Source organism: Pseudomonas sp. SID14000 (genome assembly GCF_002165135.1).
GTDB lineage: Bacteria > Pseudomonadota > Gammaproteobacteria > Pseudomonadales > Pseudomonadaceae > Aquipseudomonas.
In genome coordinates this window covers 41,320-61,858 of the sequence record NZ_NFZQ01000008.1, presented here as the reverse complement: position 1 = coordinate 61,858, position 20,539 = coordinate 41,320, and the positions used below count along the sequence as shown (strand labels likewise).

The following is a 20,539-nucleotide window of genomic DNA, read 5'->3' as shown; positions in this document are numbered from 1 at the left end:
CGCGCCACTGCGCCCTGGTCAGCCCAGGCTGGCCGGGCGCACATATTCCGGCATCAGGCCGTTGAACCAGAACAGGATCATGGCCACCAGGATGGTCACCAGCAGCAGTAAACCCACCCCCCACACGCAGGTCGCGAACAGCATGGCCTGTTCCTTCTTCAGTCGCAGGAAGGTCTGCAACCCGCCATACAGCAACACACTGGCATACACCGAGGCTGCCAGCAGTGCTACCAGCGCCAGCCAGCGGATCGGCAGCAGGCCGGCCACCCCGGCAAAGAACCATGGCGTGGCGCAGTACGCGGCAAAGCCGATGCACTGGTTGAGACTGGGCTGAGCATCGAAACCGCGCGACATCCAGCGGATCATCGTGCCCATCAGCATCACCCCGGCCACCGTGGTGGTGTAGAGCAAGCCCGCCAGTTGCGCGGCACTGCCCATGCTCAGGCGCACCCGTTCCTCGGCTGCCAGGCTCCAGCCGAAGGTGGTGGTGCCGATGAACAGGCACACGGCGGGAATCAAGGCCAAGGCCAGCAGGCGTGGCAGATATTGCTGCGGGTGGTCTTCCTCGGCCCGGCGGATATCCAGCCAGGCGTCGGCGGGGTGGGTGAAGAGCTTGAGCAATGGACTGTTCATGGCGTTCTCCGGTAGGCGTAGGTCCTTTTGCTATGGAGACGCGCCACGCCTGGTGGGTTCAGCCGGGTTGGTAGCCGTTGATCGTGTTACTGCAGTTCCAGCAGCAGGTTCAGGCCGCCATCACCACACTTGCCCTGGTCGCGGACCACACCATGGTAGCTGCGCCCGTCCCAGACAAAGGCCACGCTGTGGGCACGGTCGACCTTGTCGGGCAGTGGTGGGCAGATGTGCAGGCGCAGGCCCGGACGGCCTTGCAGGTTGAGGGCGGCGAGCTGGCATTGGCATTCCACGCTTTGCGCCACCGGGCCGAACAGGGTGTCGCGTACGTAATCGAGTTGCAGTGAGGCATTGGGCGCGCGGCAGGGCATTTTCATGGGTGCGCGGCTCCACTGCGAAGGATCGGGGAACAGGGCTGACAGGGCATGGCAGGCTCCAGGCTGAAGAGGGCGTGGTTTATCGTTTGAAGCTTGCCTGGCCAAGATGTTCAACGTGTTTCATGTGCGTTCGTCCTGTTTGCACCGGGTGACGGGCCGCAGATCCGATTCAGCCACCGGCCTTGCGCAAGGTCAGGTTGATCCGCCGTTCACCCAGGCGCGGATGCACGCCGGGCTTGATTGGCAGCACGCCGTGAAAACGCAAGCGGTCTGCGCCCCCCCAGACCAGCACATCACCATGGTTCAGTGGGATGCGCTGGGTCTTGTCGGCCCGCTGCAAGCCTCCGAACAGGAACACCGCCGGCAAGCCCAGTGACACCGACACGATCGGCTGGCCGAAGTCCTGCTCGTCGCGATCCTGGTGCAGGCTCAGGCGGGTACCCGGCAGGTAATGGTTGACCAGGCAGGCATCCGGCACGAAATCGTCGAACCCGGCCATGGCCGCAGCACGGGCGGCCAGGTCGAGCAACACTGGGGGCAGCGCGGGCCATGGTTTGCCGCTGAGCGGGTCGCAGGGGCTGTAGCGGTAGCCGTGTTCATCACTGACCCAGCCCAGGGTGCCGCAGTTGGTCAGACCGACCGCCATGCGCAGGCCACCCGGGGTGTACATGTGCCGGAACGGCGCGGCACGCAGCACCGGGCGCAGGGCGTCGAGCAGCGCCTCGATTTCGGCCAGGGCGAAGCCGGGCAGCAGCACGGTGTGGCTGGCCAGGCGTTGCGGCTGGGGGCCGAACAGGTCGAGGTCTGACTGGATCATGGGATTGGGCATCGGCTTGGGATGGACCATTGTAATGCGCTTGGCAGGTCTGACCTATGCCCGGGTGGACAAGGCACCCCGCTTTGTAGGAGCAGCCTTGTGCTGCGAAGAGGCCGGTGCAGGCAACAGATATGTATGGTCATTGCCGGCCCCTTCGCAGCACAAGGCTGCTCCTACAAGGCCCTCGCTAAATCAATAAAAAAGGAGTTGTGACAGAAATAAAAAGGAACCGCGGCACCAGGGAGAGGAGCACCGCGGTTCAAGGGGGGAGCGATTTACTGCTGGGTCACAGTGGCCAGGTTCGCGCTGCCCAGCTGGCTGATGGTTGCGGTTTGAGCGACACCGCTCTGGTCAACGTACGCCTTGTTGCCCTGGCCTCCCTGGGTCACGTAGGCGCTGTTGATGCTGTCAGCCTGCTTGATGGTGGCTTCGTTGCCGCCACCGTACAGCTGGTTGGTGTAGCTCTGGTTGCTGTAGCCGGACTGGTCCAGGTTGATGACGTTGCCGTTGCCCTGGCTGTTGCCGTAGGCATAGTTGTCGGTGCCACGCTGGTCGGCGATCAGGATGTTGTCAGTGCCGTTCTGCTCGAAGTACAGCTCGTTGTTCATGTCGGACTGCTTGGTCTCCATCTGGTTGCCGGTGCCTTTCTGGCTCAGGGTGGCCAGCTGGTTGTCACCGTTCTGGGTCAGGTTTACGCCGTTGCCATTGCCGTTCTGGTTGATGGTGGCGTTGTGGTTGGTGCCGAACTGGCCGCCCATCTTGGCGCCTTTCCAGTTGCTGGCGGTGATGCTGTTGCCATTGCCCTTGGTGTTGATGGTCAGGTTGTGGTTTTCACCGTTCTGGTAGGTGAAATGCAGGTTGTTGCTACCGGTCTGGGTGATGGTGGTGGTCGAGTTGTTGGTCTCGAACTGGTCCGACCAGCTGGCGTTGGCTGTACCCTGTTGCGACAGGCTGACCTTGTTGTTCATGCCGAAGCTCTGGTCGATATAGCCTTCGTTCATCTGGCCTGACTGGGTCACGGATGCCTGGTTGCCGGTCTGGGTGTCCTGCCACACTTCCACCGAGTTGCCGCCACCGTACTGGCCAATGCCGATGGTGCCGCCGGTGCCGTCACGCTGATCGCCATACGCCCAGTTGCCCTGGCCATCCTGGTAGATCTGGATATCGCCACCGACGTGGTTCAAGTGCTCGGCGGCGGCATAGTTGTCCTGGCCGGCCTGGTTAATGCTGCTGCGGTTGTTGCTGCCACCAAAGGTCTGTTCGATGAAGGCTTCGTTGCGCTGGCCGGATTGCAAGGTGGTGGCCTTGCTGCCTTCCTGGCTGTCCTGCCACACGGTCGAGGTGTTTTCGGCACCTTGCTGGGTTTGCAGCGATTCGTTGCCCAGGCCCAGCGACTGGCTGGCGAAGGCATCGTTGTAGCTGCCGCCGGCGTGCTGGGTGATCTGGCTGCCGTTTTCGAACAGTTGCTCGGCGTAGCCGGCGTTGTACTGGCCGGTGGCGCTCTGCTGGATATCGCTGGTGCTCTCGGTTTGCACCGCCAGGTGGTTGTGGCCCTTGCCGGTCTGGGTCTGGGTGGCCGAGGCGAATGGCGCCAGGGTCTGGCTGACTTCGGCGATGTTTTCCTTGCCGTCCTGGGTCTGGGAGGAAGTGCTGTCAGCAGCCATGGCCTGACCTGCAAGGGCCAGGACGATAGCGGCACTTAACGGAGCGAGCTTGTACATGGTGGTGCCTCCAGGTCTATCGGTATTGGGTGATCTGAACATGCTGGCCAGTGCCGGCCTGGGTCACGGAGCTGTTGAGGCCAGTGCCGGCCTGCACGATGGTGGCGCTGTTGTCGTTGCCAATCTGGTCGATGGCCGCGCTGTTGCTGCTGCCGCGCTGGCGGATCGACGCGCTGTTGCCGTTTCCCTGCTGATTGATGATGGCCATCAGGTCGCTGCCTTCCTGCAGGATGTACGCTTCCTGCGCGCCACCGGCCTGGACGATGCGGCCCAGCAGGGCCTGGCCATTCTGGTCGAGGGCAGCGCGGTTACCCGAGCCTTGCTGCTCGATCACCGCAGCCTGGCCGGCGCCGGCCGGCAGCAGGCGGATGATCACCGGTTCGCCGAGGTCATTGCCGGGCGCGAGGTCGGCATTGTCCATCAGGTCCTCGGCCCAACTGGCCTGACCCGCCAGGGCCAGGCTGAGCAGCAGGGGGGACAGGTGTTTCATTGCAACCTCCGGCCTTTACTGCACGACAACATTGACAGTGCGCGTGGTGCCCTGGCTGGTGGTGATCGTTGCCGTCGGTGCTGCGGTCGGGATGATTGTGGTGCTGTTGCTCACGGCCAGGCGCCAGCGGCCGGTCAGCGCTACCGTGGCGGTGCCAAGGGTCTGCACGCCGGTAGTGGTGGTCACCCGTACAGTGACGGTGTTGCCGGTGGTGACCGAAGAGGTGCCGCTCAGGTCCCAGTTGTAACGGTTGTTGGAGCGTGCCGTGACCGTGGCAGCCGTGACCGCGAAGGTTTCGGCGGCGGGCCTTGGCGATACGTTGACGGTGACGGTGCCGGAGTTGGACAGCGCCCCCAGCGAGTCACGTGCCTGGTAGGTGAAGGTGGTGGTGAAGGCCGTGGTCACCGTGGCCGGTGGGGTGTAGGTCACCGTGGTCCCGTTGGTGCTGACTGTGCCCCGGCCGGCAGCCGGCTGGGTGACCGCAGCAACGCTCAGCGGCACGTTGCCTTCCGGATCGGTGTCGTTGGCCAGCACATTGATGGTCAAAGGCACGCCCAGGGTGGCGACGGTTTCCGGGTTGGCGGTCGGCGCCCGGTTGGGCGCGACGTTGATGGTGACCGTGGCCGGTTCCGACTTCAGGCCCTTGGCATCCACCGCCCGGTAGCTGAACGTGGCGACCACGGGTTGCGTGGCCCCGGCTGGCGGGGTGTAGGTAACCGAGGTGGTGCCGTTCATCACCACGCCGCCAAGACCGGTTCCGGGCTGGGTCAGGTCGCTGATGGTCAGCGGCACGTTGCCGTCCGGGTCGCTATCGTTCTGCAGCAGGTTGAGGGTGATCGGGATACCGACGCTGGTACTACCGGTATCGGCCTGGGCCAACGGCGGCTGGTTGGCCGCCTCGACCGGAGCGTTGCCGACCACTACCACCGGTTCGACATCGCTGCCGCCACGTGCCGACTTGACCGTGATGGTGGCCGGTGGCTGCGGCACATCGTTGACGGTCAGGCTTTGCAGCGTGCCCGCCTTGGACAGGCGACCGTAACCCTGGGCGAGCAGGTCAGGGATCGTCACCTCGTCACTGGAACTGGCTTCGATCAGCAGACGCTTGTTGGCCCAGTCGTAGCGTGCGGTGCTGACCTTGACCACGTCGGTGAGCTTGCTCGACAGGGCGGTCGGCTGGGTGCCGCCGGCGGCGTCGCTGGCGGTCACTACTACCACTGGCGCTGGTGGGTCCTGGCTGAGCTGTTGGTGGAAGAACAGCCCATTGTTGTCGGCGGTGAGGGTGTACTGGCACGGCGAAGGCGGGGTGCCGACAAGGGCAATGCCATTGCGCATGCACAGGCTGGCTGAGTTGGGGGCCTTGGCGAACACCTCCGTACGAGTGCCGGTGGCGTTGCGCGAATAGGTGGCGCGTTCCAGGGTGACCGGGGTCTGGGCGCGCTGGTCAAGTACCTTGCCAGAAACAGCGAAGACGTTGGTCTGGATGGTGCCAGCGGGGCCTTCTATGCGCACGAAGTTGGTATTGAAGGGGCTGCCGGTCACCGCCTCCGTGATATTGGGGTCGCCGATGTAGGTTTCGGTGGCGCCAGTATCGGGATTGACCGCGGTATAAGGCCCGCCAACACCTTTCAGCCAAGGGCCGATCGCCCCCGCCAGCGCTCCCCGGAAGTTGCCAGGAGCGCCAATGCCTATGTCGCGGGTGATGTTGATCGCCCGACGGCCTGCCGTGGTGACGTTGACCGTCTCCACTCCGTAAGGGTGGGTAATGGTGTAGGTACCGGGGCGTGGTACCGAAGCACGAATACGGATGCGGGCGAAGCTTTGCTGATCACCATCGACCGGGTTTTCTGCGGCGAAGGCAGCTTCCACCCCGGCTACATAGACCTCCAGCTCATAGCCGCTGTTGCCAACCTGCGCAATGCTGGTTTCAGCCAGGAACCAGAACATCTCTGGCGGCCAGTTGTCCGGGAACACCAGCGGCAGGGCATCGTCGTAGATGCCGGGCTCGGGCAACAAGGTACACATGTAGGCGGGTGCCCCTGGCGCACCTGGCGCGAGCGTACTGGTGGCACGTGACTGGCACAGCTCCAGGGATTGGTCGAGGCTGTCCTTGTACCACATCGGGTAGCCACCGGTGGCGAAGGTGTAGGGCCCCGGATCGACATCAGACAGCGCGGCAAAGGCGGCGCTGGTAACGGTAAGGGATAAACCGGCGGCCAACAGCGCACGGCGCGACCAAGTGTTCATGCTGCCTCCTTGAAGGCTGAGCCTTTGTCTGTTCATGGCACCAGCACCACGTCTTCGGTGTCGCTACCGCCATTGGCACTGGTGACCTGCACCTTGGCTGGCGGGACGGGCGACAGGCTGGTGCTCAACGTCTTCACGGCGCCGTTGCCGCTCAGGTTGCCGATCAACGTGCCGTTGCCGGTATGCGCGGTCAGTACCGGCGGCGTGGTTTCGTCGCTGGTGCTGGCCACCAGGGTCAGTTCGCCGGTGGACAGGTGGTACTGGGCCTGGGTGATGGTGACCAGATCGGTCAACGGCACGTTGGCAGTGGTCGGGCTGCTGGCCGGGATCGCCACGCTGTTGTCGGCGGTCAGCGTCAGGATCGTCCCGGCGGCTGGGTCGAGGACCGACTGGGCGTACCAGGCGCCAGTGCCGTTGGCCTCGGTGAGGTTCAGGTTGGGTGTCTGGCTGCTCAGGGCGACGCTCGCCGGCGGCGGCGGGGCCATGACGAAGATGTCCTGCTGGGCGCGCAGGTCGCCGTTCTCGGTATGCCGCGAGTAAGTGCTGCGTTGCGGCATCAGCGGGGTTGGCAGGGTCACGTCGGATAGCTTGCCCGAGACTGCGAACAGCTCGGTGCGCAGGTCGATGCCGCCGGGGCCTTCTATGCGCACGTAGTTGGTGTTGAACGGGCTGCCGGTCACCCGTTCCTCCAGGTTCGGGTCGCCGATGAAGCGCTCGCTGCCTTCGGTGTAGGGCCCGTTGACGCTGCGCAGGAACGGCCCGACATCGCCTTTGAGGGCACCGGTGAAGTCGCCTGCGCCGGCAATGCCGATGTCGCGGGTCATGTTGATCGCCCGGCGCCCGCCCGCAGGTACGTCGAACACTTCGACGCCGTAGGGGTGAGTGATCACGTAGGTGCCGGCGGTTGGCACGTCGACCCGGATACGTACCCGGGCGAAGCTGACCTGGTCGCCGTCGACCGGTTCTTCGGCGGCAAATGCCGCTTCGACTGCAGTGCCGTAGCTGAGGTCGATACCGCGGGTGGCGTCGACGATGGCGGCGTCGGCAGTGAACCAGAACGCCTCGTCAGGGAAGTTGGTGGGGAAGGCGATGGGTTGGGTATCGTCGAAAACACCGGGGGTGGGCAGCAAGGTGCACATGTATGACGGTGCGCCGGGCGCGCCAGGGACACGCGAGCTGACCGCCTTGGTCAGGCACAGGTCGAGGGTACGACCGTGACTGTCCTGGTACCAGGCGGGGAAGCCACCGTTGGCGGGGACGTACGCGCCTGGGTCGACAGCATTCAAGGCAGCCTGCGCCGGGAGCTGGAGCATGCCTGCGAAAATCGCCACTGCCAGCGGGTGAGGTATCGGTCGGTGCATGAGTCATTTCCTCCTGCAAACGGGCCCATGGACTTGGGGCGTCTGGCAGGAGGTCGGCAATAGGCGTGCCAAACCGCAAAGAATGTGCTGCAGGCCTTGCAGGGCAAGGGATCCAATTCCTTTGCGACGGCATGTGCAGGCTTTTGCCGGTGGGCACCGTGCCCCCAAGGTTGGGGACTGGGACAGGGTCCAAGCAACTTCGCAGGTAACCCGCTCCCACATGTATTGCGTCTGGCTCGGTTTGGCTTGCCAGGCAGGTCTGTCAAAAATGAAACCGGTTTCAAAACATTTCTGAACGCGCTAGATTATCCGGCTGTCTTCTTGATGGCCTATCAAGATCACCCCCCACATTGAAAATCAGATGGCGCTTTTCAAGGCCGCATTCAGCCGATGAGGATTCGCAATGCCTGAGCATGCCCCAGACAACCCGCGCAGGGACTTTCTGCGCAAGACCCTGACTTTGATCCCTGTGGTCACCGTGGCCAGCACGGGGCTTGGCGTGGGCGCCGGTCAACTGCTTGCGGCCCCGCAACACGAGCCCAAGGTGCCGGCTACGCCGCCAGCAGGCAACTACCAGCCGACGTTCTTCACTGCCGAGGAGTGGGCCTTCGTGCAGGCGGCCGTTTCCCGCATCATCCCGGCCGACGAGCTTGGCCCTGGTGCACTTGAAGCCGGTGCTGCCGAATTCATCGACCGGCAGATGAACACCCCTTACGCAACCGGCGCGCAGTGGTACATGCAGGGGCCGTTCAAGGCCGACGCCGCGCCCGAACTGGGTTACCAGCTGCAACTCAGCCCGCAACAGATCTACCGCTTGGGCATCGCCGCCGTGGACGGCTGGTGCAAAGCCAATTCCGGGCAAGTTTTTGCTGCGCAAGATAGCGCTACCCGAGACCGCATTCTCAGCAAGATCGAAGCTGGAGAGCTAGTTTTCGACACCGTGCCGGCCAAGGTGTTTTTCAGCCTGCTGGTGCAGAACACCCGTGAAGGGTTCTTTTGCGACCCCATCCATGGTGGCAACAAAGGCATGGTCGGCTGGACCCAGATCGGCTTCCCCGGCGCCCGCGCCGATTTCATGGACTGGGTCGAGCGCAACGAGCCATACCCGTTTCCGGCTGTTTCGATCCGTGGCGAGAGGGCCTGAGGCATGGCGACTGTGTTGAAGAAAGTGGATGCGGTGATCGTCGGCTTCGGTTGGGCCGGCGCGATCATGGCCAAGGAGCTGACCGAGGCCGGGCTGCAGGTGGTGGCCCTGGAGCGGGGGCCGATGCAGGACACCTACCCGGAAGGCAGCTACCCGCAGGTGATCGACGAGCTGACCTACAGCGTGCGCAAGAAGCTGTTCGTCGATGTGTCGAAAGAAACGGTCACCATCCGCCACAGCATGAATGACGTGGCACTGCCCAATCGCCAGCTCGGTGCCTTCCTGCCGGGTAAAGGTGTCGGTGGCGCCGGCCTGCATTGGTCGGGCGTGCACTTCCGGGTGGACCCGATGGAACTGCGTATGCGCAGCCACTACGAAGAGCGCTACGGGCGCAAGTTCATCCCTGAGGACATGACCATCCAGGACTTCGGGGTCACCTACGAAGAACTGGAACCGCACTTCGACTTCGCCGAAAAGGTATTCGGTACCTCTGGCCAGGCCTGGACCGTCAACGGCCAGGTCGTAGGGGAAGGGAAGGGCGGCAACCCCTATGCGCCGGACCGTTCCAGCCCGTTCCCGCTGCCTTCGCAGAAAAACGTGGTGTCGGCCAAACTGTTCGAAAAGGCGGCGGCCAGCCTGGGCTACAAGCCCTACAACCTGCCGTCGGCCAACACTTCCGGGGCGTACACCAACCCGTACGGGGCGCAGATGGGGCCGTGCAACTTCTGCGGTTTCTGCAGCGGCTACGTGTGCTACATGTACTCCAAGGCCTCGCCCAACGTGAACATCCTGCCGGCGCTGCGCCAGGTGCCGAACTTCGAATTGCGGGCCAATGCCCATGTGCTGCGGGTGAACCTCGACGACAGCAAGCGCAAGGCCACCGGCGTGACCTATATCGACGCCCAAGGGCGCGAAGTGGAACAGCCGGCGGACCTGGTGATCCTGGCGGCGTTCCAGTTCAACAACGTGCGCCTGATGCTGCTTTCCGGTATTGGCAAACCGTACGACCCCGTCAAGAACGAAGGCGTGGTCGGGCGCAATTTCGCCTACCAGAACATGGGTACGGTCAAGGCGTTCTTCGACAAGGACACCTACACCAACAACTTCATCGGCGCCGGTGGCAACGGCATTGCCATCGATGACTTCAACGCCGACAACTTCGACCATGGCCCACACGGCTTCGTTGGTGGTTCGCCCATGTGGGTGAACCAGGCCGGCACACGGCCGATTGCAGGCGGCGCGACCCCGCCAGGCACGCCGGCCTGGGGCAGCGCCTGGAAGAAGGCCACCGCCGACTACTACACCCACCAGGTGTCGATGGACGCGCATGGCGCCCACCAGTCCTACCGTGGCAACTACCTGGACCTCGACCCGACCTACCGCGACGCCTACGGCCAGCCGCTGCTGCGCATGACCTTCGACTGGCAGGAAAACGACATCAGGATGAACCAGTTCATGGTCGACAAGCTGAGCAAGATCGCCCAGGCGATGAACCCCAAGACCATTGCCGTGCTGGGCAAGAAGGTCAAGGACCACTTCAACACCGCCAGCTACCAGACTACCCACCTGAACGGCGGCGCAATCATGGGCACCGACCCGAAAACCAGTGCGTTGAACCGCTACCTGCAAAGCTGGGACGTGCACAACGTGTTCGTCCCGGGGGCTTCGGCGTTCCCTCAGGGGCTGGGTTACAACCCGACCGGGCTGGTGGCCGCACTGACCTACTGGTCGGCCCGCGCCATTCGCGAGCAGTACCTGAAAAACCCTGGCCCGCTGGTCCAGGCTTGAGGAGCGATGCGCATGAAGACAATGTTGATCGCAACCCTGCTGGGTGTCAGCGTGGTTGCTCAGGCCGCGCCAAATGACGATGTCCAGGTACGCCAGGGCGAGTACCTGGCCCGCGCCGGTGACTGCGTCGCCTGCCATACCGCCAAGGGCGGCAAGCCGTTCGCCGGCGGGTTGCCGATGGAAACGCCGATCGGCACGGTGTACTCCACCAATATCACGCCGGCGGCCAGTGGTATCGGCCAGTACAGCTTCGAAGACTTCGACCAGGCGGTGCGCAAGGGCATCGGCAAGGACGGCAGCACCCTGTACCCCGCCATGCCATACCCGTCCTATGCACGCATCAGCGAGCAGGACATGCAGGCGCTGTATGCCTACTTCATGAAAGGTGTGGCGCCGGTCGAGCAGCCGAACAAGGCCACCGACATCCCCTGGCCACTGAGCATGCGCTGGCCGCTGGCGATATGGCGGGAGTTGTTCGCACCAGAGGCCAAGCCCTGGCAGGCATCGGCGGCGGCCGACCCGGTGGTCAACCGCGGTGCCTACCTGGTCGAGGGCCTGGGGCACTGTGGTGCGTGCCACACGCCGCGGGCGCTGACCATGCAGGAAAAGGCACTCAGCCCACAGGATGGCGAGCAGTTCCTGGCCGGTAGTGCACCGCTGGAAGGTTGGATTGCCAAGAACCTGCGTGGCGACCACAAGGACGGCCTGGGCAGTTGGAGCGAAGCGCAACTTGTGCAGTTTCTCAAGACCGGCCGTAGCGACCGCAGTGCAGTATTCGGTGGCATGAGCGACGTGGTCGAGCACAGCATGCAACACATGAGCGACGCCGACCTGACCGCCATCGCCCGCTACCTGAAGACGCTGCCACCGAGCAACCCTGAGGACCGGCCGCACGTCTACGACAAACAGGTGGCGGATGCGCTGTGGAAGGGCGACGACAGCAAGCCTGGGGCGGCGGTGTACATCGACAACTGCGCGGCCTGCCACCGTACCGATGGCCAAGGCTATACCCGCGTGTTCCCGGCCCTGGCCGGTAACCCGGTGGTGCAGACAGCGGATGCCACATCGCTGATTCATGTTGTGCTGGCGGGGGGCACGGTGCCGGCGACGCACGCTGCGCCTTCGAACTTCACCATGCCGGCGTTCGGCTGGCGCCTGAGTGACCAGGAGGTTGCCGAGGTGGTGAACTTCATCCGGACCAGTTGGGGTAACCAAGGGGATGCCGTCACCGCCAGTGACGTGAAATCCCTCCGTTAACTGCATCCCCCTGTCTGCACCCCCCAATCCATTGTGGGAGCGGGTTTACCCGCGAATGCGTCGGCACATTCAAAATCGCATTCGCGGGTGAACCCGCTCTCACAGGGTTTTGTGTTTACTTTCCTATATATATCAGTTGGTTAAAGCATATTCTTATTGTATTTACTACGCATATATATCGCCCTCCCGACCAACGGCATGTTGACGAATGCGTACGATTTTGCTGTATTGAAACCGGTTTCATCGGTATCAAAACAATCATAAGGACAACCCATGACCGACGCGCCTGCCCATGCCCGCGAACGGGTCACCATCAGCGAAGTAGCGCGTGTCGCTGGTGTTTCCAAAGCCACCGTCTCCCGTTACATCGGTGGCGATCGCCAGTTGCTCGCCGAGGCCACTGCCAAGCGCCTGGAAGAAGTCATCGAGCGCCTCGGTTACCGCCCCAACCAGATGGCCCGTGGCCTGAAGCGCGGCCAGACGCGCCTGATCGGCATGCTGGTGGCCGATATCCTCAACCCCTATTCAGTGGCCGTGATGCATGGCGTGGAAACCGCCTGCCGCAAGCACGGCTACAGCCTGGTGGTGTGCAACACCAACCGCGACGACGAGCAGGAGCGTCATCACCTGGTGGCCCTGCAGTCCTACAACGTCGAAGGGCTTATCGTGAACACGCTTGGCCATCACCCCGGCGAACTGCTCAACCTGCAGCGTGACATTCCCATGGTGCTGGTCGACCGCCAGTTGCCCGAACTGAATGTCGACCTGGTGGGCCTGGACAATGCCGACGCGGTCGAGCAGGCCCTCGACCACCTGCAGGCGCAAGGCTACCGCGACATCCTGGCGGTAACCGAACCTCTCGACGGCACCAGCTCGCGCCTGGAGCGGGTACAGGCTTTCGGCGCCTCGGTCAGCCGTCGCCCCGGTATGCGCCAGCAGGTGCTGGAAATCGGTGCCGGGCTGGATGGCCAGCTGGCTTCGTTCCTCGCCGACAGTGGCCACGGCCCGCAGGCCATCTTTACCTTCAACGGTGTCGCCACCCTGGCGGTGACCCGGGCCCTGCACGAGGCACGGCGCAATCTGTTCGCGGACGTCGGGTTGATCGCCCTCGACGACCTCGACTGGTACCCCTTGGTCGGCAGTGGCATCACTGCACTGGCCCAGCCTACCGAGCGTATCGGCGTGGCCGCATTCGAGAGCCTGCTCGGTCGCCTGCGCGGCGACAGTGGGGCAGCCCGGCGTATCGCCTTCAAGGCCGAGCTGATCATCCGAGGTTCAACCCAGCCACAGTAATCAGAGGCAGGCATCTGCGTGCCTGCTGCCGTCAAAAAAATGAAACCGGTTTCACAAGGACAACAACAATGCACCCGAACCCCGTTTCCATCAGCCTCTCCAGCTACGGTGCCGACTTTGTCCGGCAACGTGGCCAGGAGCAATTCCTTGACATGCTGGCTGCTGCTGGCGTTACCCGCGTGGAACTGCGCGAAGAACTGTTCACCGGCACGCCGGACACTGCAGCGCTGTCTGCAGCCATTGCTGCGCTGCGCCTGGAGTGCCTGTATTCCACGCCCCTTGAGTTGTGGACCGCACAAGGCGAGCCTGACCCGCAATTGGAGTACAAGCTGGAAACCGCCCGGACCCTTGGCGCGGTAGCGCTCAAGGTTTCCCTGGGGCACTACCATGCAGGCTGTGATGTCGCGGCGTTGGCGATGCTGTTGCCGGCACACGGGCCGTTGCTGCTGGTGGAGAATGACCAGACAGCGCAAGGCGGACGAATTGAACCCCTGCAGCAGTTTTTCCTGCGCGCCGACGAGCTTGGGCTGAGCCTGGGCATGACCTTCGACATCGGTAACTGGCAGTGGCAGGGCGAGTCTGCCCGGCAAGCTGCATGTCAGCTTGGCCGCTGGGTGCGCTATGTGCATTGCAAGGCCGTGCAGCGCTTGGCCGATGGCCGCCTTGCTGCCGTACCACCACAGGCCAAGGACCTGCAGGAGTGGGCAGCGCTGCTGGCCGAGTTCGTCCCTGGCGTGGTGCGTGCCGTCGAGTACCCGCTGGTGAGCGACGATCTGCTGGCGCTGACCCGTGCCCAGGTACGCGACCTGGCGGCGCTGGGGCAGGGTGTGGCTTCGAGTGAGGAGCTGAGCCATGCATGAGCATGACGTGCTGTGTTTCGGCGAGACCATGGCCATGTTCGTGGCCGAGCAGGCCGGCGATCTGGCCAGTGTAGGCCAGTTCGGCAAGCGCATCGCCGGCGCCGACAGCAACGTGGCCATCGGCCTAGCGCGGCTGGGCTTCAAGGTCCGCTGGCTGAGCCGGGTGGGCGATGATTCGCTGGGCCGTTTCGTGCTCGACAGCTTGCGCCGCGAAGGCCTGGACTGCTCCGGCGTCGAGGTGGATGCCAGCTGTCCCACCGGCTTTCAGCTCAAGGCCCGCTGCGATGACGGCAGCGATCCGGCGGTGGAGTACTTCCGCCGTGGTTCGGCGGCCAGCCGGCTGTCGTCAGCGCTGCTTTGTCCGGCTTGGCTGCAGGCCCGCCACCTGCACGCCACCGGCATTCCGCTGGCGCTATCGGAGAGCTGCCGGGCGCTGTCCCATGCGCTGGTCGATGCCATGCGCGGCGCCGGGCGCAGTATCTCGTTCGACCCCAACCTGCGCCCCTCGCTGTGGCCTGACCAAAACAGCATGGTGCGCGAGATCAATGCCCTGGCGGTCAAGGCCGACTGGGTTCTGCCAGGCCTGGAAGAGGGCCGGCTGCTGACCGGCCGGCACACTCCGGCAGACATCGCCGCGTTCTACCTCGACCAAGGGGTGGAACTGGTGGTGATCAAGCTGGGCGACGCCGGTGCCTACTTCCGCAGCGCCAAGGGTGAAGGCCAGGTGGCGCCAGTGCCGGTCAGCCATGTGGTGGACACCGTTGGCGCCGGCGACGCCTTTGCCGTCGGCGTGCTCAGCGCGCTGCTGGAGGGCTGTCCGGTAGCCGAGGCAGTGGCGCGTGGCAACTGGTGCGGCAGCCGCGCCGTGCAGTCGCGTGGCGACATGGAAGGGTTGCCGTTGCGCCATGAACTGGAAGCCCATGACCTGCGCAGAAGCGCCTGAACACTCGACCCCGAATCACCTGTTGCAACAAAAACAAAAAGCTCAGGAGAAACAAACCATGCAAAGCCAAAGCCTGGCCCCTCGCCGCTGGTGGTACATCATCCCGATCGTGTTCTTCACCTATAGCCTGGCGTACCTGGACCGCGCCAACTATGGCTTCGCCGCCGCTTCCGGCATGGCTGAAGACCTGTATATCACCCCAGCGCTGTCTTCGCTGCTGGGGGCACTGTTCTTCCTCGGCTACTTCTTCTTCCAGGTACCCGGTGCCATCTACGCCGAAAAACGCAGTGTGAAAAAGCTGATCTTGGTCTGCCTCATCCTCTGGGGTGGCCTTGCCACGCTCACCGGCGTGGTCAGCAACGTCTACATGCTGATCGGCATCCGCTTCCTGCTCGGAGTGGTGGAAGCGGCGGTGATGCCGGCGATGCTGGTTTACCTGTGCCACTGGTTCACCCGCGCCGAGCGTTCGCGCGCCAATACCTTCCTGATCCTCGGCAACCCGGTGACCATCCTGTGGATGTCGGTGGTGTCGGGCTACCTCGTCAAGCATTACGACTGGCGCTGGATGTTCATCATCGAAGGCCTGCCCGCGGTGATCTGGGCGTTCTTCTGGTGGCGCCTGGTGGATGACCGCCCGGCCCAGGTGAACTGGCTGAGCGAGCAGGAAAAGGTCGCCCTGGAGCAGGCGCTGGCCGCCGAGCAGCAAGGCATCAAGCCGGTGAAGAACTACCGCGAGGCGTTCCGCTCGCCGCAGGTGATCATCCTGGCGCTGCAGTACTTCTGCTGGAGCATCGGTGTGTATGGCTTCGTGCTGTGGTTGCCGTCGATCCTCAAGCAGGCGGCCAACCTCGATATCGTGCAGGCCGGTTGGCTGTCGTCGGTACCTTACCTGGCGGCGGTGCTGGGCATGGTCGGTGTGTCGTGGGCGTCCGACCGCCTGCAGAAGCGCAAGCGCTTCGTCTGGCCGCCACTGCTGATCGCCGCCGTGGCGTTCTATGGCTCGTATGCCCTGGGCAGCGAGCATTTCTGGCTGTCGTACGCGTTGCTGGTGATCGCCGGTGCCTGCATGTATGCACCTTATGGCCCGTTCTTCGCGATCGTGCCCGAAATCCTGCCGGCCAACGTCGCCGGCGGTGCCATGGCGCTGATCAACAGCATGGGCGCGCTGGGCTCGTTCGGCGGCTCGTGGCTGGTGGGCTACCTCAATGGCGTCACGGGGGGGCCCGGCGCCTCCTACCTGTTCATGTGCGGTGCACTGCTTACCGCAGTGGCGCTTACCGCCGCACTCAACACCTCCCAGACATCTGGCCGGGCCAAGCGCGGCAACTCGCGTCTGGCCATGAACCATTAGGAAACCTGCAATGAAGAAGCGAATCGTCCTGTACAAACGCCTTTCCGATGACCTGATGGCACGCCTGCAGGAGCACGTCGAAGTGACCTGGGTGGATACCACCCGGCCCGATGGCCTGGCGCGCCTGCGCGACGCCTTGCCGGGTGCACACGGGCTGCTGGGGGCCAGCCTGCGCCTGGACGCCAGCCTGCTCGACCTGGCGCCACAACTTGAAGTGGTGTCCAGCGTTTCGGTCGGCGTGGACAACTACGACATCGCCGAGCTCAGCAGGCGTGGCGTGATGTTGACCAACACGCCCGACGTGTTGACCGAAACCACCGCCGACACCGGCTTTGCCCTGATACTGGCCACCGCCAGGCGCGTTGTGGAACTGGCGAACTGGGTGCGAGACGGTCACTGGAAGGCCAACCTTGGCCCGGCGCATTTCGGCAGCGATGTGCACGGCAAGGCACTGGGCATCGTCGGCATGGGCCGCATCGGCGAGGCCCTGGCCCGGCGCGCCGCGGCTGGCTTCGGCATGCGGGTGCTGTATCACAGTCAGCGTGCCAAGCCTGGCGTGGAGGCGCGCTATGCCGCGCGTCAATGCAGCCTGGATGAGCTGTTACAGCAGGCGGATTTCGTTTGCCTGACCGTGCCGCTGGGTCCCAGCACCGAAGGCCTGATCGGCGCGCGGGAACTGGCGCTGATGAAGCCACAGGCAATCCTGGTGAACATTTCCCGCGGGCGCGTGGTGGATGAGCCAGCGCTGATCGACGCGTTGCGTGCCGGGCGTATACGCGGCGCCGGCCTGGATGTATTCGTGCAGGAGCCGTTGCCGGCGCAGTCGCCGTTGTTGCAGCTGGACAACGTGGTGGCGACCCCACATATCGGCTCTGCAACCGAGGAAACCCGCCAGGCCATGGCGCGCTGTGCGGTGGACAACCTGCTCAGTGCGCTGGCCGGCGAGCGCCCGGTGAACCTGGTGAATGGCTAGCGCCAGATCCACAAGCCTGCGCAGCCCCTGTGGGAGCGGGTTTACCCGCGAAGAATCCAACGCGGTGCATGGCACCGGCTGCGCCGGTGTTCGCGGCTAAAGCCGCTCCCACAGGGGCCCTGCCAATTCAATGCGGTTCTGAACGCTGCGCTTGCGCTGGCGCAGAGGCCTCCACGGGCTCCAGCGGCGGGTGCTCCTGCGCCGCATGCATCAGGTCTTCGGTCACCCGCAGCTCGGCACCGGTCGGCGAGAAGGTGGTCGAAGCGGTGAACGGGGCCGGGTGCTCTGCCGCCGGGCGCTTGCCACGGCGCCACATGAAGAAGCACACCATGGCCAGGTTAACCACGGCAAACGCCCAGAACAACCCGGCCTCGCCAAACTCGGTCATCATCGGCGAAATCGCCACCGGTGCCATGGCCGAACCTAGCGAGTTGATCAGCAGCAGGCCCTGGATCATCGGTACCAGCGCATCGGAAGGCGCCCGGTCGGCCGCATGGCTGACCGCTACCGGGTACAGGGTGAACACGCCACCGCCCAGCAGGAACAGCATGGCCGGCAGCAGGATCGAATCCGACGGCAGGAATACCGTGACCAGCGACAGCACCACGCACAGCGCGGCCAGGGCGATGAGTACATCCTGGCGGTCCTTGCGGTCGGACCAGCGCCCGACCGGGTACTGCAGCAGCATGGCACCAAGAATCACCCAGGCCATCATGTTGCCGACCTCACCCACATCCAGGCCGATGCGCTGCAGGTATAGCGGTAGCAGGGCATAGATGCCGGCAATGGCCACACCCGAACCGAAGCATCCGACCAGGCCCGACGGTGCCACACCCAGCAACTGGCGCGGCTTGAGCGGTTCGACCTGGTCCAGCAGCGGCGATACCCGCGGCAGGATCACGATGGGCAGTACCGACAGGGCAGCGAGCACGCCGGCCAGCATGAATGGTGCGGTGTCACCCATATGGGTGATTTCGCCAAGGCCGGCCTGGGCGATGACCCCGGCGCCGTAGAAGGCAATCATGTACAGCGCCAGCAGGCGGCCGCGGATCTTGGCGTCACCGGCCAGCAGCAGCCAGCTTTCGATCACCAGGAACACGCCCACCGCCGCCCAGCCGTTGACCAGGCGCAGCAGCGACCACCAGGTGACGTCGTAGAACAGACCTTGCAACAGGATGGTCACGCCAATCAGCGAGGCGAAGCTGGTGTAGGCGCGGATATGGCCGATGCGCAGGATCAACCGGTCGTTGAAGATGGCACCGAGGGTCAGGCCGATGAAGTAGGTCGAGGAGACGACACCGATGGTGGTGGCTGACTCACCGGCAGCGCCCAGGCGCAAGGTGGTCAGGGAAGACATGAAGCCGTTGCCCAGGGCAATGATGAACAGCCCGAGCAGGGGCGCCAGCGCCATGGCCAGCAAACGCGGAGACATACGTACCTCTAGGTGGATGAGCGGAACGAGCGCCTTTTCGGACGCGCACACCGGCTCGACCCGAACGGGGCCGAGGGGCTGCACGGAGTGCCTGGGCTGGATGCGACTGTCATTGCTGCCGGTTGCCACCGTTCAAGGCGACAGGCGAAAAGGAAGCGGGATTCTACGGGCTTGAGCGGTTTTGCCCAAGGGGCTTGGGTGTGCGACGAGACGCCGCAGTCTGCGGCATAATGCTGGGCCCACCCCAAGGAAGGCCCCTATGTTCGCGTCACTGTTCGCCGTCCTGGCCCCGGTTTTCATCGTCGCTGGCATCGGCTATGCCTGGGCCCGCAAGGGCCTGGACTACCCCACCGAATTTATCGCCCGGGTGGTGATGACCGTCGGCACCCCGTCGCTGGTGCTGTCCACGCTCAGCCGCACTGAACTGGACCCGAACGCCTTTACCAGCATGGCCATGGCCTGTCTGCTGTGCACCTTGGGCATGGCCCTGGCCGGCTTGCTGGTGTGCCGTGCATCGGGCCAGCACTGGCGGGTGCTGTTGCCGGCGTTCATGTTCCCCAACACCGGCAACATGGGCCTGCCGATCAGCCTGTATGCCTTTGGCGAGCACGGCCTGGCCCTGGCCGTGGCGTTCTTCCTGACCCTGTCGATCGTGCAGTTCACCCTCGGCATGGCCATTTCCGGTACTGTGGCTTCGCTCAAGGCACTGTTGCGCAACCCCATTGTGATCAGCCTGGCCGGAGCCATGCCGATCATCTTTCTCGATTTCGAATTGCCGCGCTGGCTGGCCAATACGGCAGACCTGCTGGGTGGCATGACCATCCCGCTGATGTTGCTGACCTTGGGCGTGTCGCTGGCCAGCATTCGCCTGCGCCATGTGGGCAGCGGCATGCTGCTTGGCGGTTTGCGTATTGGCCTGGGGGCTGCCGTGGGCTGGGCAGTAGGCGTGGCGTTGGGCATGGCCAGCCTGGAACGGGCGGTGCTGATGGTGCAGTCGGCGATGCCGGTGGCGGTGTTCAACTACCTGATGGCGGTGCGCGCCAATCGCGAGCCGGAGAAGGTGGCGAACCTGGTGATGTGTTCCACGGTGCTGTCGTTTGCCTGGTTACCGGTGGTGCTGGCCTGGTGGATGTAAGCCTGTACTGGCCTCTTCGTGGGTAAACCCGCTCCCACAGGTACAGCGCAGGTCCCAGGCTTGTGGTGGACCTGTGGGTTTACCCGCGAAGAGGCCGGTACGGCAAACGGCTATTTGTCCTGCAACAGCCACCCTTGGCTGGTCAGCAGCATTTCTCGGGTTTCCTTGAGCGGCGCGTCATTGCTGGCCACCGCCTTGTCCAGTTCGGCAATGCTGGCCTTGACCCCGTCATCCCCAGCCCACGCCGGCAACCCGGTGATCTTGTAGGCATAGGTCACACGCGACACCTTCTGCCCGGTCGCGTCGCTCGGCTCACTGAAGTGCTCGATGGCGGTGACCTGAGCCTTGCCGAAGCACAGCCCGCTATCCGGCTTGTAGTACTTGCGGCCTTCATCGGTCAGGTCATAGGCGTAGTAGATATCCGTACGCGCCGGCGACCAGAGACGGGCGGGTACTTCTGTGCGCGAGATTTCCTTTTCGCTGACCACACCCACCTGTGCCAGGGCATGCAACGCCTTGTTGGTGCCGTGCACATCGAAGTCCTGGGTTCTGGTGGGGAATGAACTGGTGACGAAGCAGTGCGGGTACTGGGTATCGAGGTAGGCCTGAGCGGCCTTGTGGAAACTGGCCTCGCTGGTGTCCTCGCTGTTCGAGCAACCGGCCAGGGTTGCCAATAGCGCCAGCGGCACGATCTTCCTGTACATGGTGACACTTCCTTGA

At 64.0% G+C, this 20,539-nt stretch carries 18 protein-coding genes; 9 read left to right on the top strand and 9 right to left on the bottom strand.

Annotation, left to right across the window (positions count from 1 at the left end):
• Positions 1–18 precede the first annotated feature (18 nt).
• The 7 genes from CAY82_RS13585 to CAY82_RS13555 form a co-directional block, all read right to left on the bottom strand.
• On the bottom strand, positions 19–633 hold the full coding sequence (locus tag CAY82_RS13585) for a Yip1 family protein (protein ID WP_087501660.1): 615 nt from the start codon (positions 631–633) through the stop codon (positions 19–21).
• Positions 634–719: 86 nt separating this feature from the next.
• Complete coding sequence (locus CAY82_RS13580; protein ID WP_063914184.1) at positions 720–1,007, bottom strand: hypothetical protein; 288 nt, start codon at positions 1,005–1,007, stop codon at positions 720–722.
• A gap of 169 nt (positions 1,008–1,176) precedes the next feature.
• Positions 1,177–1,824 (bottom strand): DNA oxidative demethylase AlkB, encoded by a 648-nt coding sequence (alkB, locus tag CAY82_RS13575; RefSeq protein ID WP_087501849.1) that lies wholly within the window; start codon positions 1,822–1,824, stop codon positions 1,177–1,179.
• 275 nt (positions 1,825–2,099) lie between these two features.
• A complete protein-coding gene (locus tag CAY82_RS13570; protein WP_087501659.1) occupies positions 2,100–3,545 on the bottom strand; it encodes a curlin in 1,446 nt (481 codons plus the stop codon).
• A 16-nt stretch (positions 3,546–3,561) separates the two neighbouring features.
• Positions 3,562–4,035, bottom strand: coding sequence for a curlin (locus CAY82_RS13565; protein ID WP_087501658.1), 474 nt, complete (start codon positions 4,033–4,035; stop codon positions 3,562–3,564).
• Between the two features lie 15 nt (positions 4,036–4,050).
• The gene (locus tag CAY82_RS13560) at positions 4,051–6,282 is read right to left on the bottom strand and encodes an Ig-like domain-containing protein (protein WP_087501657.1); all 2,232 of its coding nucleotides are present in this window, start codon (positions 6,280–6,282) and stop codon (positions 4,051–4,053) included.
• A gap of 32 nt (positions 6,283–6,314) precedes the next feature.
• Positions 6,315–7,643 (bottom strand): hypothetical protein, encoded by a 1,329-nt coding sequence (locus CAY82_RS13555; protein WP_087501656.1) that lies wholly within the window; start codon positions 7,641–7,643, stop codon positions 6,315–6,317.
• Between the two features lie 403 nt (positions 7,644–8,046).
• On the opposite strand from CAY82_RS13555, the gene CAY82_RS13550 reads away from it, so the two are divergent.
• The 8 genes from CAY82_RS13550 to CAY82_RS13515 all read left to right on the top strand — a co-directional run bounded on the left by CAY82_RS13550 (position 8,047) and on the right by CAY82_RS13515 (position 17,252).
• The gene (locus CAY82_RS13550) at positions 8,047–8,787 is read left to right on the top strand and encodes a gluconate 2-dehydrogenase subunit 3 family protein (protein ID WP_087501655.1); all 741 of its coding nucleotides are present in this window, start codon (positions 8,047–8,049) and stop codon (positions 8,785–8,787) included.
• A gap of 3 nt (positions 8,788–8,790) precedes the next feature.
• The gene (locus CAY82_RS13545) at positions 8,791–10,575 is read left to right on the top strand and encodes a GMC family oxidoreductase (protein WP_087501654.1); all 1,785 of its coding nucleotides are present in this window, start codon (positions 8,791–8,793) and stop codon (positions 10,573–10,575) included.
• A gap of 12 nt (positions 10,576–10,587) precedes the next feature.
• Positions 10,588–11,832 carry a cytochrome c gene (locus tag CAY82_RS13540; RefSeq protein ID WP_087501653.1) on the top strand — a complete coding sequence of 415 codons (1,245 nt, stop codon included), beginning with the start codon at positions 10,588–10,590 and terminating at the stop codon, positions 11,830–11,832.
• Positions 11,833–12,105: 273 nt separating this feature from the next.
• The gene (gene ptxS, locus CAY82_RS13535; protein WP_087501652.1) at positions 12,106–13,125 is read left to right on the top strand and encodes a transcriptional regulator PtxS; all 1,020 of its coding nucleotides are present in this window, start codon (positions 12,106–12,108) and stop codon (positions 13,123–13,125) included.
• 68 nt (positions 13,126–13,193) lie between these two features.
• Entirely contained in the window at positions 13,194–13,985 is a 792-nt protein-coding gene (locus CAY82_RS13530) for an AP endonuclease (protein WP_087501651.1), read from the top strand.
• Positions 13,978–14,928: a sugar kinase gene (locus tag CAY82_RS13525; protein WP_087501650.1), complete on the top strand. Its 951-nt coding sequence runs from the start codon at positions 13,978–13,980 to the stop codon at positions 14,926–14,928. The genes CAY82_RS13530 and CAY82_RS13525 overlap by 8 nt, the downstream gene beginning before the upstream one ends.
• Positions 14,929–14,986: 58 nt before the next feature.
• On the top strand, positions 14,987–16,279 hold the full coding sequence (locus CAY82_RS13520; RefSeq protein WP_087501649.1) for an MFS transporter: 1,293 nt from the start codon (positions 14,987–14,989) through the stop codon (positions 16,277–16,279).
• A gap of 10 nt (positions 16,280–16,289) precedes the next feature.
• A complete protein-coding gene (locus tag CAY82_RS13515; RefSeq protein ID WP_087501648.1) occupies positions 16,290–17,252 on the top strand; it encodes a D-glycerate dehydrogenase in 963 nt (320 codons plus the stop codon).
• A gap of 127 nt (positions 17,253–17,379) precedes the next feature.
• Here the strand turns inward: CAY82_RS13515 and CAY82_RS13505 are convergent, their stop codons facing one another.
• Positions 17,380–18,684: an MFS transporter gene (locus CAY82_RS13505; protein WP_087501647.1), complete on the bottom strand. Its 1,305-nt coding sequence runs from the start codon at positions 18,682–18,684 to the stop codon at positions 17,380–17,382.
• Positions 18,685–18,943: 259 nt separating this feature from the next.
• Here CAY82_RS13505 and CAY82_RS13500 point away from each other — a divergent pair, with 259 nt between their 5' ends.
• On the top strand, positions 18,944–19,819 hold the full coding sequence (locus CAY82_RS13500) for an AEC family transporter (protein WP_087501646.1): 876 nt from the start codon (positions 18,944–18,946) through the stop codon (positions 19,817–19,819).
• A gap of 110 nt (positions 19,820–19,929) precedes the next feature.
• Here CAY82_RS13500 and CAY82_RS13495 read toward each other — a convergent pair whose 3' ends face one another.
• Positions 19,930–20,523, bottom strand: a complete 594-nt coding sequence (locus CAY82_RS13495; RefSeq protein WP_087501645.1) for a hypothetical protein — start codon at positions 20,521–20,523, stop codon at positions 19,930–19,932.
• Between the last annotated feature and the right edge of the window lie 16 nt (positions 20,524–20,539).